Origin of the sequence: Mucilaginibacter gotjawali (assembly GCF_002355435.1) — a bacterium.
Classification (GTDB): domain Bacteria; phylum Bacteroidota; class Bacteroidia; order Sphingobacteriales; family Sphingobacteriaceae; genus Mucilaginibacter; species Mucilaginibacter gotjawali.
On the sequence record NZ_AP017313.1, the window covers coordinates 4,322,814 to 4,339,846 of the forward strand.

At 46.6% G+C, this 17,033-nt stretch carries 10 protein-coding genes; 4 read left to right on the forward strand and 6 right to left on the reverse strand.

Annotated elements, in window-relative coordinates:
* Window positions 1-11 precede the first annotated feature (11 nt).
* The 3 genes from MgSA37_RS19030 to MgSA37_RS19040 all read left to right on the forward strand — a co-directional run bounded on the left by MgSA37_RS19030 (window position 12) and on the right by MgSA37_RS19040 (window position 6,535).
* On the forward strand, window positions 12-3,533 hold the full coding sequence (locus MgSA37_RS19030) for a nitrate reductase (protein ID WP_096354151.1): 3,522 nt from the start codon (window positions 12-14) through the stop codon (window positions 3,531-3,533).
* A gap of 3 nt (window positions 3,534-3,536) precedes the next feature.
* Entirely contained in the window at window positions 3,537-4,970 is a 1,434-nt protein-coding gene (locus tag MgSA37_RS19035; protein ID WP_157750644.1) for a rubredoxin domain-containing protein, read from the forward strand.
* Between the two features lie 425 nt (window positions 4,971-5,395).
* Entirely contained in the window at window positions 5,396-6,535 is a 1,140-nt protein-coding gene (locus MgSA37_RS19040; RefSeq protein ID WP_096354152.1) for an acyltransferase family protein, read from the forward strand.
* A gap of 192 nt (window positions 6,536-6,727) precedes the next feature.
* Here MgSA37_RS19040 and MgSA37_RS19045 read toward each other — a convergent pair whose 3' ends face one another.
* Window positions 6,728-9,751, reverse strand: coding sequence for a glycosyl hydrolase (locus MgSA37_RS19045; protein ID WP_096354154.1), 3,024 nt, complete (start codon window positions 9,749-9,751; stop codon window positions 6,728-6,730).
* 308 nt (window positions 9,752-10,059) lie between these two features.
* On the opposite strand from MgSA37_RS19045, the gene MgSA37_RS19050 reads away from it, so the two are divergent.
* Window positions 10,060-10,389 (forward strand): hypothetical protein, encoded by a 330-nt coding sequence (locus tag MgSA37_RS19050; protein WP_096354155.1) that lies wholly within the window; start codon window positions 10,060-10,062, stop codon window positions 10,387-10,389.
* A gap of 52 nt (window positions 10,390-10,441) precedes the next feature.
* On the opposite strand, the gene MgSA37_RS19055 is transcribed toward MgSA37_RS19050, so the two are convergent.
* The 5 genes from MgSA37_RS19055 to MgSA37_RS19075 form a co-directional block, all read right to left on the reverse strand.
* The gene (locus tag MgSA37_RS19055) at window positions 10,442-11,542 is read right to left on the reverse strand and encodes an acyltransferase family protein (protein ID WP_096357593.1); all 1,101 of its coding nucleotides are present in this window, start codon (window positions 11,540-11,542) and stop codon (window positions 10,442-10,444) included.
* A 136-nt stretch (window positions 11,543-11,678) separates the two neighbouring features.
* Window positions 11,679-12,077: a peptidase associated/transthyretin-like domain-containing protein gene (locus tag MgSA37_RS19060; protein WP_096354157.1), complete on the reverse strand. Its 399-nt coding sequence runs from the start codon at window positions 12,075-12,077 to the stop codon at window positions 11,679-11,681.
* A gap of 158 nt (window positions 12,078-12,235) precedes the next feature.
* Window positions 12,236-13,576, reverse strand: coding sequence for an endo-1,3-alpha-glucanase family glycosylhydrolase (locus MgSA37_RS19065; RefSeq protein ID WP_096354158.1), 1,341 nt, complete (start codon window positions 13,574-13,576; stop codon window positions 12,236-12,238).
* A gap of 232 nt (window positions 13,577-13,808) precedes the next feature.
* Window positions 13,809-15,146 (reverse strand): BamA/TamA family outer membrane protein, encoded by a 1,338-nt coding sequence (locus tag MgSA37_RS19070; RefSeq protein WP_232010682.1) that lies wholly within the window; start codon window positions 15,144-15,146, stop codon window positions 13,809-13,811.
* A 280-nt stretch (window positions 15,147-15,426) separates the two neighbouring features.
* The gene (locus MgSA37_RS19075; protein ID WP_096354160.1) at window positions 15,427-16,980 is read right to left on the reverse strand and encodes a lipase maturation factor family protein; all 1,554 of its coding nucleotides are present in this window, start codon (window positions 16,978-16,980) and stop codon (window positions 15,427-15,429) included.
* Between the last annotated feature and the right edge of the window lie 53 nt (window positions 16,981-17,033).

The following is a 17,033-nucleotide window of genomic DNA, read 5'->3' on the forward strand; positions in this document are numbered from 1 at the left end:
AAAATAAATAAATGCCGGTAAAAAAGCAGCAAATAAATACATCCACTTCTACCTGTTGTTATTGCGGGGTGGGTTGCGGCGTGCTTGTTCACAAGGACAAAAGCGGCAATGTATTGATTGAGGGCAATAAGGAGCATCCCGTAAATAAGGGGATGCTCTGCAGCAAGGGCCTCAACCTGCATTACACCGTAAATGATAAAAGCGACAGGCTGCTTTACCCGCAAATGCGGTATAACAAAAATATGCCCATGCAGCGGGTAAGCTGGGATGAGGCGCTTGACCGTACCGCAGCTGTTTTTAAAACCTTTATCAATAAGTACGGACCTGACTCGGTGGCATTTTATGCATCGGGTCAGTGTCTTACTGAAGAATATTATGTGATCAATAAACTGATGAAAGGGTTTATTGGCAGCAATAATATCGATACCAACTCGCGCCTTTGCATGAGCAGCGCGGTTGCGGCCTATAAAATGGCTTTGGGTGAAGACACCGTGCCGGTTTGTTATGATGATATTGAACTGGCCGACTGCTTTTATGTAACCGGCGCAAACCCGGCCTGGTGCCATCCCATTTTATGGAGAAGAGTGGAGGCCCATAAAGCGGCCAACCCCAAAACCAAAATAATTGTTGTTGATCCGCGTGTAACGGACACCTGCGGCATTGCCGACCTGCACCTTCAAATAAACCCCGGCACTGATATTACCCTGAACCATGCCATTGGCAGGGCGCTGATTGAAAACGGCGATATCGACCTCGACTTTGTTACCCGGCATGCCGAAGGCTTCGAGCAGTACAGCGCCATGGTATTTAAAAGATCAATGGCCGATGCTGCCCGGCATTGCGGAGTAAGTGAAGCTGACATCCGCCTTGCGGCCAGATACATTGCCGAAGCAAAAGGCTTTATTTCGATGTGGACCATGGGGCTTAACCAAAGTTCAACAGGGGTAAATAAAAACCTGAGTTTGATCAACCTTAACCTCATTACCGGGCATATCGGTAAACCGGGTTCGGGGCCGCTTTCACTAACAGGGCAACCGAACGCTATGGGTGGCCGCGAAGTTGGCGGCCTGGCAAATTTACTGCCTGCGCACCGCAACCTGGACAACCCTTTGCACCGCGAAGAAGTTCAAAAATTTTGGGGTGGTTCTGTTATCAACCCAAAACCGGGCTTAACCGCTACCGAAATGTTTGAGGCGCTGGAAAATGGCAGTTTAAAAGCAATATGGATCCTTTGCACCAATCCGCTTACCAGTCTGCCCAATGTTCGCCTGGCCGAAGCAGCGTTAAAAAAAGCCAAATTTGTGGTGGTGCAGGAGGTGAGCAATAAACCGGAAAGCCTGGCTTTTGCCGATGTAATATTACCGGCAGCGGCCTGGGCCGAAAAGGAAGGCACCATGACAAATTCGGAGCGGAGGATCAGCTACCTCAATAAAATTATTGAGCCGCCCGGCGAGGCTTTACCCGACGCCGAGATCATTTGCCGTTTTGCCCGAAAAATGGGCTATAAAGGATTTGATTTTGAAGATCCGGCGGCAATTTATGCCGAACATGCCCGCTTAACCACTAAAACAAATATTGATATCAGCAGCTTAACTTATGAGATCCTGAAAGAAAAAGGAACGGTACAATGGCCCTATAAAAAGAAAAGTGCAGAAGAAGGAACGATACGGTTATTTACCGACAAACGTTTTTATACCCTTTCAAAAAGAGCAATTATCCACCCGGTGCCCGATGCCAACACCAGCGAACAACCGGATGGTGATTTCCCATTTATACTAACCACCGGCCGCATCCGCGATCAATGGCATACCATGAGCAAAACCGGCAAGGTAAACAAGCTTAACCAGCACCTTCCGCAATCGTTTATGGAGATCCACCCGGATGATGCCTCCACACTGGGGATCAACGATGGAGATATTACTGTAATTACTTCGCGCCGGGGTAAAGTGCAGGTTAAAGCGAAAATATCAACCCAAATAAAACAGGGCGTTGTTTTTGTGCCGATGCACTGGGGTAAAATATTGGGCAACGATCTGAACAGGGTGAATAACCTGACCTCGGACCAGGTTGACCCTATTTCAAAAGAACCTGATTTTAAGTTCTGTGCCGTAAATGTGGTTAAATTTAAAAAGCCGTTCCAGCGCATAGTGGTGATTGGCGCCGGTGCGGGTGCCTATGGCTTCGTAAAATCGTACCGCGAGCTTAACCCCGACGATGAGATCACCATTTTCAGCAAGGAGAATTTCCCCTTTTATAACCGGGTAATGCTGCCTGATTATATCAGCGGCGAGCAAAAGTGGGAACAACTGGTTAAAATGACCGACGAAGATGAGCCTGGTTATAAAATTAAGCTGTTGCGCGGTGTAAGTGTTGAAAAAATTGACCGCTCTAACAAACAGGTAACCGATTCAAGGGGGATAAAAACCAGTTATGATATTTTATTAGTTGCAACAGGCAGCAGGGCTTCGGTCCCCAAAAATGTTCCGTCGTTGCCCGGGATCTTCACCATGCGCAGTCGTGTTGATGCCGATAACTTTAAAAAGCACATGCCCAATGATGCGCATGTGGTCATTGTTGGCGGTGGCTTACTTGGTTTGGAGATGGCGGCTTCGCTGAGGGAGATGGGCGTAAAAATCACCATCATCCAGCGCACCTCATCCTTTTTAAACCGGCAACTGGATGCGCTCGGCAGCCAGCTTTTGCATGAAGAAATGGCCGACCAGGGCTGCGATATTTACTATGATGACGAGGTACAGCTTTATTACGGGCGGTCGAAATTAACCGGCATCGGCTTAAAGAGCGGCCGCAAGATCAATTGCGATGCCATGATCCTGGCCATCGGCACCACCCCCAACATGGAAATTGCCAAAGATTGCGGACTGGATTGCCGCCGTGGCGTAACCGTAAACGAGCGCCTGCAAACCAGCGACCCTGATGTTTTCGCCATCGGCGAAATAGCTGAATTTAATGGTACACTGTACGGCATCACGGCTGCCGCCGAGCAGCAGGCCCAGGTGGTAGCCGGTTATTTAAACGGAGATATCGCCAGCTATTACAAAGGCAGCTTGTTTATGAATATCATCAAAATCCACGGGTTCGACCTGTGCAGTATTGGCATACCTGAATGCCCGGATGATAAAGATTACGAAGAAGTGGTTTTTATAGATAAAGCCAAAAGATATTATAAAAAATGTATCATCCACCAGGACAGGCTGGTGGGTGCGATCCTGATTGGCGATAAAAGTGAGTTATTGGAATTCAGGGACCTGATTGCCAATAAAACAGAGTTGAGCGAGAAAAGGCTCCAGTTATTGCGGAGCGGCAATAAGGCCGACCCTGTATTGGGCAAACTGGTTTGCAGCTGCAATAATGTTGGTTCAGAAAATATCAGGAAAAAAATTGAATCAGGTTGCAATACAATGACCGATTTGTGCAAAACAACCGGTGCAGGCACGGGCTGCGGCTCATGCAGGCCAGAAGTTAAAAGGATACTTGATGAAGCATTGAAAAGTATGGTTTCAATTAATAATTAACGCATGGAGCATCTGATCAAAATAAACCTTCCGGGCGGCCTGGTTTCTGCGGGCGATTTTTACGAGATGTTGCTGATCGCCGAAAAAGCCGGTGCCAGTAATATCCGCTTTGGTAACCGGCAGCAGCTGTATTTTACGATACATGAAGACCATTTGGAGGACCTGGAAACGGAAATGCTTAAAACGGAAATACGTTTTGAAATTGACTGCGACGCCCGGCCAAATATCATCAGTTCCTATGTGGGCGATACCATTTTTAACCAGGAAGGCTGGTTGCGCGAAGGCTTGTATAAGGATATTTTGGATAGCTTTGATTACCAGCCCCGGTTAAAAGTAAACCTGGTTGATAACCAGCAAACCTTTGTCCCTTTTTTTAGCGGGAACTTTAATTTTATTACGTCGGATATTAGTAATTACTGGTTTTTTTATATCCGTTTTCTAAAATCAGGGAAACATTTTTGCTTTCCTTCGCTGGTTTATTCTGACGATATTTCCTCATTGGCCAAAACTGCCGAAGATCTTATCCTGACCAACAAAAAACTTTTTTTTGACCAGGAACAAACTGATGAGCAGCTGTTTTTTAAGCTACTTGCAAAAAAGGCCAATGCTACGCTTCAGCCCATAACGTCAGCGCTTAAATTGCCTGCGTTCCAGCTGCCTTATTACGAGGGATTTAATAAGTACAACAACCGTTACTGGCTGGGTGTTTATCGCCGCAATGAACTTTATCCGCTGGAGTTTTTAAAGGACGTTTGCTTATTATGTTTAAAAACCCGCATCGGGCAGTTGTATACAACGCCGTGGAAATCAATCATTATTAAGGGGATTGACCCTGCTGAACGCAACGAATGGGGGCTGCTTTTGAGCAAATACCAGTTGAACGTAAGGCACGCCGCCAACGAATTAAACTGGCAGGTAGAGGACATTTGCGACGAAGGCCTGGCATTAAAAAAACAGCTGGTGCGCGAATTTGAGGAAGCCGACCTGCGTACCTATCAGCTTTGCTTTGCCATTAAAACCCAGCCTAAAACAGGTTTACCCGGATCTATCATCATCAAAAAAACCGGGGACAATTTGTTTGATATCTTTCATACGCGGGATTTTAACCCTAACTCAAAAGACTATATCACTTATTCGGAAAAGGTAAAAGCTGATATCGTGGCCCCTACCCTGATCTCGTTATGTAATATATTTTATAAAACCCAAAGCCGGCAGGTTGCTGCCACGCAAGATTTCCATAACGAGGAAGCTGACGTAACAAACGCGCTTGAAGGAATTTATCAATGCAATAACTGCCACACCAGGTACGATAAAGCTTACGGAGATGATGTTAATTGCGTTGATAAGGGAATTGAATTTGAAACCCTCGCCGAATATTGCTGCCCGGTTTGCGATTCGCCAAAAAGTGAATTTAGTTTGATGGAAGTTTGCGTTTGATATGATGCCGGTCTGCGGGGCAGGGCATACACATTCATTTCATTCGGGCATTGTTACTCCAAAACCGTCTTAATTGAGGCGGCTCTTAACAGAGCCCATCACATTTTCTGTTATACTATAAACACGCGGCTCCGCTGGAGCCAAGCATTTATTTATCAAAACAATTTAACTCCGTTAGGAGTCGCCTGTTTATAGAATCTTTCGAAGCGGAACAGAAGGCTCCATCGGAGCCTCCGATCACCAGCCTGTTTAACAAATTTATTTTTACGTGTTTACCCTGAGCTGGGGTATATTTTATTCAAATAATCCATTTGCTTTTACGATAAATAAAAACGATTTTTCGGGTCGTGTTCGGCTCCCCTGGCAAACACGGATTATCAACCAAAACAAATGCCTTTTTCCAATTATATTTATCATACTGCTCAATGAGTACAACTGCTGTATTGCCTGATTCAAAAAAACATTACGAGATCCTTGACGGACTACGCGGCGTAGCCTCTGTTTTGGTGATCGCTTTCCATGTGATGGAAACTTTTACCGGCGGTAACCGCTTTATCCAGGTGATCAATCATGGCTACCTGGCGGTAGATTTCTTTTTTCTCCTGTCGGGATTTGTGGTAGCCTATGCCTATGACGACCGCTGGGGTAAAATGGGCCAGTGGGACTTTTATAAGCGACGCCTGATCCGTTTGCAGCCCATGGTAGTGATGGGCTCGCTGATTGGCGCTGCGCTTTTTTATTTCGGGATTAGCCCTGTGTTCCCGAATATTGCGGGAACGCCCGTTTGGGAAATGCTTTTGGTGATGCTGGTGGGCTGTACGCTGATCCCGCTGCCGGTTTCGATGGACATCCGCGGCTGGACAGAAATGCACCCCCTTAACGGCCCGGCCTGGTCGCTGTTTTTTGAATATATCGCCAATATTCTGTACGCTTTATTCATCCGCAAATTCTCCAAAACACTGTTGACTATATTTGTTATCCTGTGCGCTATTTTCCTTGTGCAGTATTTGATAATGGGTCCGCAGGGCGATGTGATCGGCGGCTGGAGTATTGATAAAACCCAGCTTCATGTTGGTTTCGCCCGTTTGCTTTATCCCTTTTTCGCTGGCGTATTGCTTTGCCGCGCAGGCAAGCTGATCCATATTAAAGGGGCGTTTACCGTTTGCAGCCTGATGATTGTTGCTGTACTGGCGATTCCGAGAATTGGCGGTACGGACCATTTGTGGATGAATGGTATTTACGAATCAGTGGTCATTATTCTCATTTTCCCGCTGATCGTTTCTATTGGGGCCGGCGGTAAAATCATAGGGGCACGCGCCGCTAAAACATGCAAGTTCCTGGGAGACATCTCGTACCCGCTTTATATCACTCATTACCCGCTCATTTATCTTTATACAGCATGGGTGGTCAACAACAAAATACAATTGGGTGCTTACGGGCTTTTGGTTGGATTTTTACTGATGATCTGCAGTATTACACTTGCCTGGGCATGCCTTAAATTTTATGATGTGCCGGTACGCAACTGGCTTGCCAAACGCTACCTGGTGAAAAAGGAGGCTGTCTAAAAAGTTGGAAAATAACGGTCAAAACCAAATAATAGTTTGCCGCAATCAACTCTTCGTGGCCTTAGTGAAATATTAGTGTCCATTGTGGTAAAAAAATAACCACCAGGTACACAAAGTTTTCACAAAGAGCACAATGACAAATTAAATTCGGTTGTGTTTTATACTAAATACTTTTGAGCCTCTAAGGATTGATCAGAACGAACTTTGCTGTAAAGTAACCGGCCCCATCAATCCTGATTTAAATAAGGGTGAATTTTGGTTGTAAGGATGAAAACTTGAAAAGGTGATCCTGCCCGAAGGTCGCGGCAGGCCCTTAATTAACCAATCGGGCCATTTATCGTCTTTGATACCATCATCGGGTAATTTCTCATCCCCTATCAGCCTGTTTACCCATAAATTGGCCACTTCTATTTCCAATTGGTTGTTCCCATGCTTTAATGCGCTGCTGATATCGACATGCCATGGAGCGGTCCAAATAACGCCAAGGTCCTTACCATTCAGTTTTACGCGGGCCAGGTTTTTGATGTCGCCAAGGTCAAGGTAGATCTTTCCATGTGTTATGGAAACGTTGCCCGGCAGGGTAAAATCCTTTCTGTACACGGCTATGCCCGAATAATATTTAACCCCTTCCACGGGGCTTTTTGTCCAGTCGGCAAGTTCGTTAAATGTTGTTTTTGCCGGGCCGCCTTTTTTCGGATCAAATGATACCTGCCACGAGCCGTTTAGAGTTTCAATTTTATTTAACACCGGGAAGTTATCTTTATTTGCCGATGGTTTTGCAGCGCCGCCCGAATGGAATACTATAAAATAGCTTTGATAGGCGTCAAATTGAAGCGGAATGGTGGTTTGCGATCCTTTCACCTTAAACTGCGGCAGCTTTCTTGTTTCGCCGGTGATGGGGTCCCAAAGTTCGGGCGCGCCCTTAACGCTGCGAAAAACAGCCTCTGTTTTTTCGGGATCACTGGTTTTATTTGCAACAAAATAGATATCCCATCCCGGCGAGGTGCGATGTGTGTACCGCACAGGCTTATCAGACCCGAAATCCGTAAGAACATGCATCTGCTTTAAAATCCCCGCAGTCAGTTCGTATTCAGGATAGAGGTCATTGATCTGTTTATCCAATTCGCCGCCAAAAATAATCCTGCCCAACCCATAACGGCGTGTGGTGATCGTTTCAGCCCCGCCGGGTTGCCCCCAAAGTATTTTGGCCAGCGCCTGTACCTGCGCGTCACATGCCGGGTAACCGGTTAAACCGGGCGAACGAAATGGCGGCGAACCTGCCACTGTTGCCCCGGCCTTTACCAGCGCAAGAATCTTTGACAACAACGCCGGTGTCATGGTTTTTACCGCAGGCAACACCAGCAGGTGATAACTGGCCCCGCCCGGAAATACAATCAGCCCGTTTTTTACGCTGGCTCTGTACAACTGACCCGGCGCGCAACCATCAAAATTATAGCCCCTTCTGTCGGGGATGGTATCGTTACCCGTTAATGCTGAGGATGGCGGCCTAAAAACATGCGGCGCGCCTTCCGGGGTTAAATACAGTACGTCTGCTACTGCCCTGCCCTGTTGCAAAATATACTGGCATCGCGAAATATAGTGATGGTACCCTGAGGCCATTGGCCACCAGGTTTGCCCCCTGTCCCAGTGCACGCCGTAAGGGCCCATCGTCATCCCTGGCCGTAGCGTGTCATTTAATACCTGGTTGATAAAGGTGTGAAAAACAAACCTGTTGATACCCGTGGCGAAGGCCCAGTCGCCCTGGTTTTTCATTGCGCCGGGGTATTGCCGCCAGCCTTCATCATTCTGGGCAGTGAATGACTCAGAAGGCATGATCCGCTGCCCGTTGACATGCGCAATAGAAGTTGCCTCGATACAACTGAAAGATGAATTATAACCATATCCCTTGCTCCAAAACTCGCACATCGCCAAATCAGCGACGGCGCCCAATTCAAGATCGGCAGTTGGGTTCATGTCGTAGGGCTCGATGGATAAACCCAGGCCATTTTTATGGGCATATTTTTTTACCTGCCCGGCATGGTATTCCAAAACAAGTTCCTGTGCGGTTTGGCGCAGGTCCCATAAAAAACGTTCACTTATCTCCGGGCTTTCCACTACGTTACCGGCATATACCGGATAAAATGGCAGCGGATCGTAGCCCCGCCTTTTAATAAACTCATGGCGAAAGTGGCCCGTCCAGTTTTGCGAGCCCATTTCCCAGCTGTCCATATGCAGGCGTTTCAGGCCACCGGCCAGGCGTGGGTCGGGTTTGCCGATCCTTTTTAATAAACGGCCAATGTAATTTTCCAGGTGAGCATTTAATGCCACGGTATCAAACTTATCCGATTCAAAACCCAGGCCGGTTACCGGCGCCGGGCGGGTGATGGCGCCGTTGTTGCGGCTTACAAACCGCACAATGGTCCAGTTACCCGGTGGTACATCCCAATCGAGTGTTCCGTCTTTTTGCAGCTTGCTGGTTATATCAATGATATTTTTTTGTGCAATAACCGCCCCTTTCGGAACTCCATCAAATTTTACCGGCGACGGCAAAAATTGCTTAACCCCGTTAACCGACGAGTACGGCGCCCTGTAGTAGAGTGCTTTTTCATCAATATCCTTTATTTTGCTATCGCCCGATGGTGTGGGGTAGGCTAATACGGCAACATCTTTATAAAAATCAAGCCATTGCTTTTTTAATTCTGGTGTAAATACCCCCTGCCCAAAATAGGGTTCCTTTGGCAAGGGCAGCGGCAGTTTTATGTTTTGTTTTTGGCCGCCGGTAACGGTAAGCGATGCAGCAACCAAATCCTGCATGGATTGATCAGCGGGCACCCACGGGCCGCCGCTCCCTGTCCAGCCCGGGCCTATGCCCAGCGTTATCTCAATCCCAAGGCGTTTGCTTTCCTGCACAGCGTGTTTAAAAATATCCTGCCATTGTGCGCTTAAAAAATCAACAGGGCCTACAGGCAACCCCACATTCACCTCCAGGAAAATCACATTCCCGATCCCGGCCTTTTTCATGGATTCAAGGTCGGCGGTAACGGATTTTTTGTTCATGTTGCCATCCATAAAATACCAGTATACACCCGGCCTGGCAGACGCCGGCGGACTTAAAAACCCGCTCCTGACGTTGCGCATGTTATCCTGAGCGAAAACAGCAGCGCATATGTTGATTAACAGCAACAACAGCAAATATTTTTTTACGGAAACAGCCATTATTTAAATTTGATTAGTTTTTCGATGCCCTTCGCAAAATACACAAGAGTTAATAAAGTATAACGCAGTTTTTCAATAAATCGGCGATATAAAGTGTACCTTATTACCGGTACGACAACCATTCCGGGCCGCAGGGATTAATTTCACTAACGTCCCTGCCGGTGTATACCAGCATCCTTGTGATACAGCTGGTATTCGTTTCGAGGCTATCTGCAGTACGTTAGTGAATTATATCAAACAAATTATTTGGAACCTGTTACTTTAATTTAGTTATATTTGACTACCATCTTATAAAACCACTTAAAATCATGAAAAAGTATTTATTATCTCTCGCCATTGTTTTAGCCTTCAGCGTATCGTTTGCCTCAGGGACTGACGGTGTTCATTTGAAGGGTGTTATCGAAGATTCGACATGTGCGGCAAGCAAATCGCAAATGTCTCCTGCTACTTCGCGTGTTGCCTGCGTCAAAAAATGCCTTAAAAATGGCGCCTCCGCCGTTTTGGTTGTGGGCGACAAGGTTTATAAAATATCCAACCAAAAGACAGTTTTAAAATTTGCCGGCCAGGACGTAGCCGTTGACGGTGTTGTTACCGGCGACACTATTGAAGTAACCAAAATCACTGCAGAAAAAGCCTGAGATACTGTCATCAATTAAAATGGCCCCGGTTTTTCATAGTTCCGGGGCTTTTTTATGCCCCGCCTGCTCCCGGCAGGTGTTGTTTATGCAAACGGGTAAGGTATTGCCGCAAAGGGATATCATACAGCACCATTATCCCCCAGGAAATCAACACCAGCACGAGCATCCCCGTGGGTATGATCAAAAACAACCATCCTGCCGATGGCTTGTGGGTGATTAAATAATTATTGAACATAAACATGGCCGCATAGTGTGTCATGTATAAAGGATAGGAGAGCTTTCCCGCAAACACGCAGCGTTTTTTGAGCCCTTTGCTCAATGTTGCACCGGCGCCCAGGGCTACCACCAGCGGAAAAAACAGCAATACCGCTAAGGGCTCGGTAACCCGGTTCCATTTGCCGTAAGGCATTATAAATGCCAAAAAAAGCAACACTGCAATACCGGTAAAACCCAGCCGGTTTTTAACTATCCACTTTGAGCGGAAGACGAGCAAGCCGGCTATAAAAGAGTAAGCGATGCGGGCGCCGCCATCCCAGAAGTTTGTCATGCTCCAGCCGCCCATTAAATCGCCCGCGCGAAAACAAACCATGCAAACCCCTGCCGCCGCCGGCACCAACAGCACCAGCAGCCAGCCGCGGCTAAGGCGGCGCAATACAAAGGCGTAAATAATATTGGCCGCATACTCCCAAAAAAGCGACCAGGCAGGCGGGTTAATCCCGAATAAATTGAAACCACGATCAGCCATCCCCCCAAAAGGGATCATCAGGATTGAACATAGGAAAATGAGTACAATTTTACCGGCACTGTACAACCCGGGGTGGCCGCCAAAGGGATCGAACAGGAAGGCAAGCAAGCCTAATACAGAACCCGACAGCACCAGTGGGTGCAACCGGATGAGACGTAATTTGAAAAATTCAACAACGCCCATTTTTCCGATGCGGTCATCATATGCGTAACCGATCACAAAACCGGAGAGGCAGAAGAAAAAATCGACGGCTAAAAATCCATGGCCTATGAAATTTTTGCTATAGTCGGAATAGACTATTTCCATAAAATGAAAACATACTACCGAGATGGCCGCCACGCCCCGCAGGCCGTCAAGAATCTCGAAATGTGGTTTTGTTTTAAGGATCGCTGCCGGGCTTATTTCCATATTGCTGAAGGGTTTTGAGCAGCTGCGAGAATACCGATTAAAAAGGGATTTCCAAAATTTGTTTAGGTGTTTGGCTGGCAAAAGCAAAGGCCCATGCTTTCAGCTTCAAAAAATCAGCAGGAATTTTGAAGGCATTTTATCTGGCCGCTGGCGCAGGAATTTCAAAGCGATTAATGCCTGACCCCTTAACTAAAACAATGGCGGTATTTGAAACGCGATCCGGGTCGGAAATATAATTCGTCATCTGCAGCGTTTGATAACCTGGTTTAGCTATCGTTAAGGTGAATGTACCTTTTCCGGGCTCTATTGAAAACGATCCTTTTAAATCAGTTTTAACAACCGTACCATTCTGTTCGGCTTTAATGGCTGCCCCCGAAACCGGGATAGTGTCGCCAATATTATCAATCTTGTTTATCTCAAAAACTTTGCCGTATAAAATAGTATAGATGGAATCGCCGTTGCCGGTATATTGAAAATCAACTACCCTGCTCCATTCACTGCCAATAATTTCATTGCAACTCGTAAACAGGCTCACAACAATTAATATGGTGACTTTGCCGATAAATTTCGAGGGGGGTAAGCATGTGTTAATGGCATCCTTAAAAGCATAAATATGGTATTTATTCGTAAACTGTTCTACGGTATTGATTTACAGCGATATTCGGTTGTAAACTGCAGGCATATTGGTTACATCTATTGAATAACCCCGGAATTGTAATTCATATCATAGGTGTTGATATGAGTAACGATATCTTCTCCGCTTCCCTGCATTATTACCGTCCCATTGCGTGTCAATTTAAATCGCTGCGCTCCGGGTTTAAAAGGAAACTCGATATTTGAAATTCCTTGTTTAACATGAAAAACTTTTTCTGTACCACCTGTTTCGATCACCAAATCAGCAGGTGTGGTAAGCATAACTGTGACATACAAATTATCTTTAATATCACCATTCTTTACCAAACTTTTACCTATTGAATCGTTAGGCGCAACTGCATTGTTGGGGTGGGTTCTGTAAAAATAAAATATCCTGTCATTTTGAATGGCGGGCTGCCTACCTGATTTATACCAATCTATGTAATATTTATTAAGCGCTGCATAACCTGCGTGTGATTTATAAAATCCATTTTCCTGGTGCCTTACATGTATTGAGTATTTTTCAATATTGAGCATCGGACTAAAATAAGTACTTTCATCCCAATCATTCCAGGTTACCAGTTCAACCCATTCGGGCCTTTGAACATCAATAATCGATTTCCACTGTGCAATTATGCCCTCGCCTCCCGGATAGTCATAATATCTTGGCGGCCGACCGTTTGGAATTTTTTTTGATTGAAATACAAGGGGACTAACTTGCGCCATATAGGTTAACCCGTTTTGGTGACATGCCTTTGAGATCTCTTCACCGCTTTTCAAAATCGAAGTACTGGAACTGCCATAGGAAGGAGAACCGGCGGGCCCGAAACGAAAATAGCCATTGATCGTATTTTTCCAACGATCAACGCTGCTCAAATCTTCATCATAAGTTGGCATTTCTTTCCTGTTAGGAGCAAAATAAGGAACAAAATAAATATCATAACCTGCTTTTTTAAGCGGCAATAAAACATTAAATTTCCAATCTTCTGCTGATCCCTGCGGATCCCAGGCTGACAGGAAAAACCGGCCGTTATACCTGAAATAATTTTTATTATTACAATATTGCTTTATAACTTTAATAATAACGGAATCCGGCATGTGTACCACTTTATCAAACGAAAAGAAAAATACAAAATCAGCATCAATTTCATTTATGGCCTGAACAAGGTTCTTCATGTTTTGCTGGTATCGTGGCGGCCAGCCTGCTAAATTCACAGCAAATCCATCAACGCCGCCAGCAATCGCCTCTTTTACGTCCTGTTTAAACCCCTCAACTGAACTATTATCCCTGGTGCCGATGTTCAGCATATAATGTGCAAACACTTTCCTGGTTTGACATTGTGCACTTATGGTTATCATCAGGAGTGAAACCAGTAAAGTTATTTTTATGGCGTATTTCATACAGCTTTAAAATTAAATAATATTTAAATTAAATAAAATAAGGTAGTAATTAAAAACAAAATATTGCGCCGGACTTTTTAGTTTTCTGTGCCAATATATTAGAACGTATTACTCAAAAAAACAATACGATAAAGAATAAATTTTTTTCTGGTCACAGCAGTAGTTACTGGCCATGGCCATGGGCAGCTTTTATTGCCTTGTCCTAAGATAAGCTGACCACAAGTATACTGACCTAAAACGTTTCATTCAAATTTAAAAAGAATCCCCTGTTGCCAAATTTGCCGAACGCATAATCCAAAGCAAGGTTGGTACGGGTAGTTTTGTTAAACAACAGCCTTAAGCCGGCGCCATAGCCTGGCTGAAATACCTGGAAGAGCCGGGTGCCCTGCTCATCGTTACCGGATTGCAAATTGGCAAATGCTACGCCGCTGATAAATTTATTTGCCAGGATAGGAAAGCGAAATTCGGCTTCGGTATCGTTATATTCTGTGCCTTTAAAATACTGGCCTGTATAGCCACGGCCGCTTCGGAAAGTACCATCGCGGCTGGTGCCGGGCAGCTCGAGGTAAGGGATGGCGCCGTTAAGCAGGTAGGAGCCCCAGTTCCAAAAGGCCAGCACTGTTTCAGGACTGGCGGCCGATAAACTGAAATATTTGCGAAAGTCGGTGGTCAGCTGCATGGAGTTTTTAGTGCTGCCTATCCAGGTTTGGTTCATCCTGATGCCGGCATCAAAATAAATGCCTTTATAAGCGCGGTTGGGGTTATCGCGCGTAATGTACTCCAGGTTGAACAGGAAACCATCGGCAGCGTAATGGTCTTTCGGGAAGCCGTATTTATTGTCATAAACGCTTAACGGCGTGCCGTTGTTAACCGTATCGGCCACCTTAATGCTGCGCCTCACCTCGAATGACGCCCCGGCGCCGAGGAACAGGTGTTTGGCCACTTCTTTATAAACCTTTTCCCTGAAATTGAAATACAGCGAATGGATGGCGTAAGTCTTATGCGATGGGTCGGCCAGTACCTGTTGAGCGGCGGTTCCCCCGGCGCGCGCGTTCCCTATTCCGAAGCCTTCGTCGGGTGTAACTGTTTTTGAAACGACGAGGTTGCCCTGGATATTCCATTTATTGCCGGGTGTAAAAATATTATGGTTAACATAAAAATAAATGATGCCCTTTGTGGTGATAGAGGCCGATGTTGCTGCTATGGACATGAGGGTATTTGGATCGCTACCTAATTTGCGGCCCGCCACCGCTTTGATGCCCAACTGGGCGCCTATAGTCGGGTTGGCGGCGACGTTGGGCACAATGGTGATGCCCGAACTTTTTCGCAGCGAATCGGCCTTTTTTTGGGGGTGTAACACATTGCGCAGCAAATCGCCAAAATCATATTGCCTGTTGAAATTGTAAATAGCAGGCTGAATCTTTTGGCCTTTATTGCCTGGTGAATCAGATTTAAGGGAATCCGCCGGCACGGTTACCTGGCTGTATGCCAGCCATGGCGTGCAAAACAGTATCAATAATAGCAGTAATTTGAATACCGGGGATTTTTTATTAGCTGGGATAAAGTGCACAGTTTGAATAAATATTAGCTTAATGAAATTCAATACTGACTAAACCAGTATGGGGTGTTAATGTTTCAGATAGCTATAAGGAGTTGGCGAAATGCCGGGGTCACGATTTGCATCGCAGGGGAATCATACGGCTCCGAGTTTTTTAATTGCATTGCACAATGAGTTCCCCCTTGACGGGGACAGGAGCGTATCAAAGCGGCAGGGGGCATTTTTATGATGAGCATATGACCAAACTGTCTAATTCAAACCGGTCTCGTTTTATTTTCAGGCTGTTGCCCGCTCATTTCACCCACTCCTCACTCCGCAAAAACTTCAGCAAGCGCGAATCATCCTTAGATACTACCGGGATCCAATCCCCAAGCCTTTCCATTGTCCAATATATTCCTTTCGGACTGCCGGGTTTTGCAAATTGATAGCGGTATAATACTGCCCGGATAAACCGGGGCGGCCGGTTGGGGAACGGATTGCCGGCAAACAGGCTTACCGCACCTGGGTCGTTGTGCAGGAGTTTATATACCAGGTTATAGGTCCAGGGGTACTGCCCGGCCGTGCCCATGGCGGCAAACCACATCTGCCAGTCGAGGTGCGGCTGGTAAGGCGCTATTTGCGGCGGCGCCTTGTCCGGCAGCGTGGGCAGGTATTTATAAACGTAAGGTTTCCATTGGGCTTTGCCGCCTGTGGTATCATCTGTAGTGCCTTCAAAAACTACGTTGTAGCGCTCCTGCCCTACCGAGCCGAAGGCGCCGTAGGTATTTACCAGGTCGAGCGGGTCGAAAGAGCTGTTCATCACTTGGCCCGGCGACAGCATATTTAACACCGGCTGGATGCTGAGCAACGCGACAATCCCTGCGACGATCCACGACGTGGTAAGCATGGGGCTCGATTCTTCAGCGGTTTCAGCTGCGGCAGCTGCCTTTCGGACCAGTATCCGGGGCAACAGTTTTGCCCAGAAACCATCATCAAAACAAGCCAGCGCCGGGATAATGGTAAGCCAGTTTAAAAACGAGAGGTTGCCGCTGATGATGAGCGTTAGCTGAAATAAGACGATAACCACCCCGGCGATATGCCGGCCCGGCCTGGGCCACCAAACAAACCACGGCGCCATAAGTTCGGCAAGCCAGTTAAACCAAACGCCTGCCTTGAGCAGCGCACGCGGTAAAAAATGGAACCAGCGGCTTAAGGGGCCGGGGATGGGCTGTGTCTGGAAGTAATAATAAAGAGCCGTGCCGTCGCGCCAGACCTTGTCACCCCGGTATTTGATGAGCCCGGCACCCAGCATGATACGAAAAACCAACCAGCGGAATAAAACAATAACGGGGAACGGTGGCGGGCGTTTGGGGAAGGGCCGCATGTCAAGCAACGGGCATAAAAAAATAGCCAGGAAGCCGGTTTCAGTAAGCTGGATCTCCCAGCCATAGCTATACCAGTCTTGCCCGGCATGTACGATAGACATATACAAAAACCACAGCAACGTAAGCAGCGGGGCATTGGCATAGCCTGCCAACACCACCAAACTAAGCACCAGGCCCAACCAGGCTACGGTTAGCAGCGCCGTATCCGAATGCCAGAACCAAAAAATCGTAGGCAACCGCACAAAACCCGCACCGGCTGAGCCATAGGCAATGCCAAGGTACTTGATGTAAATACCTGCAGGAAGCAAGCCATTTTGGCCAACCAGAGGGACAATCTGATTAACCGCAACCAGGAAAGCGAGTACATACACCAAACCCAGCAAACGTAGGATCACAAAACGCGTAAGCCAGTACGATGGCCGGGCATCCTGGCCGGCAAACAGGCTGGCAGGGGTAGCATCCGTTTTATTTGCGATTTCCATTTGCTTTATTAAAAATACGACATACGATTGTGTTTATTACAAAGATTTCGGGT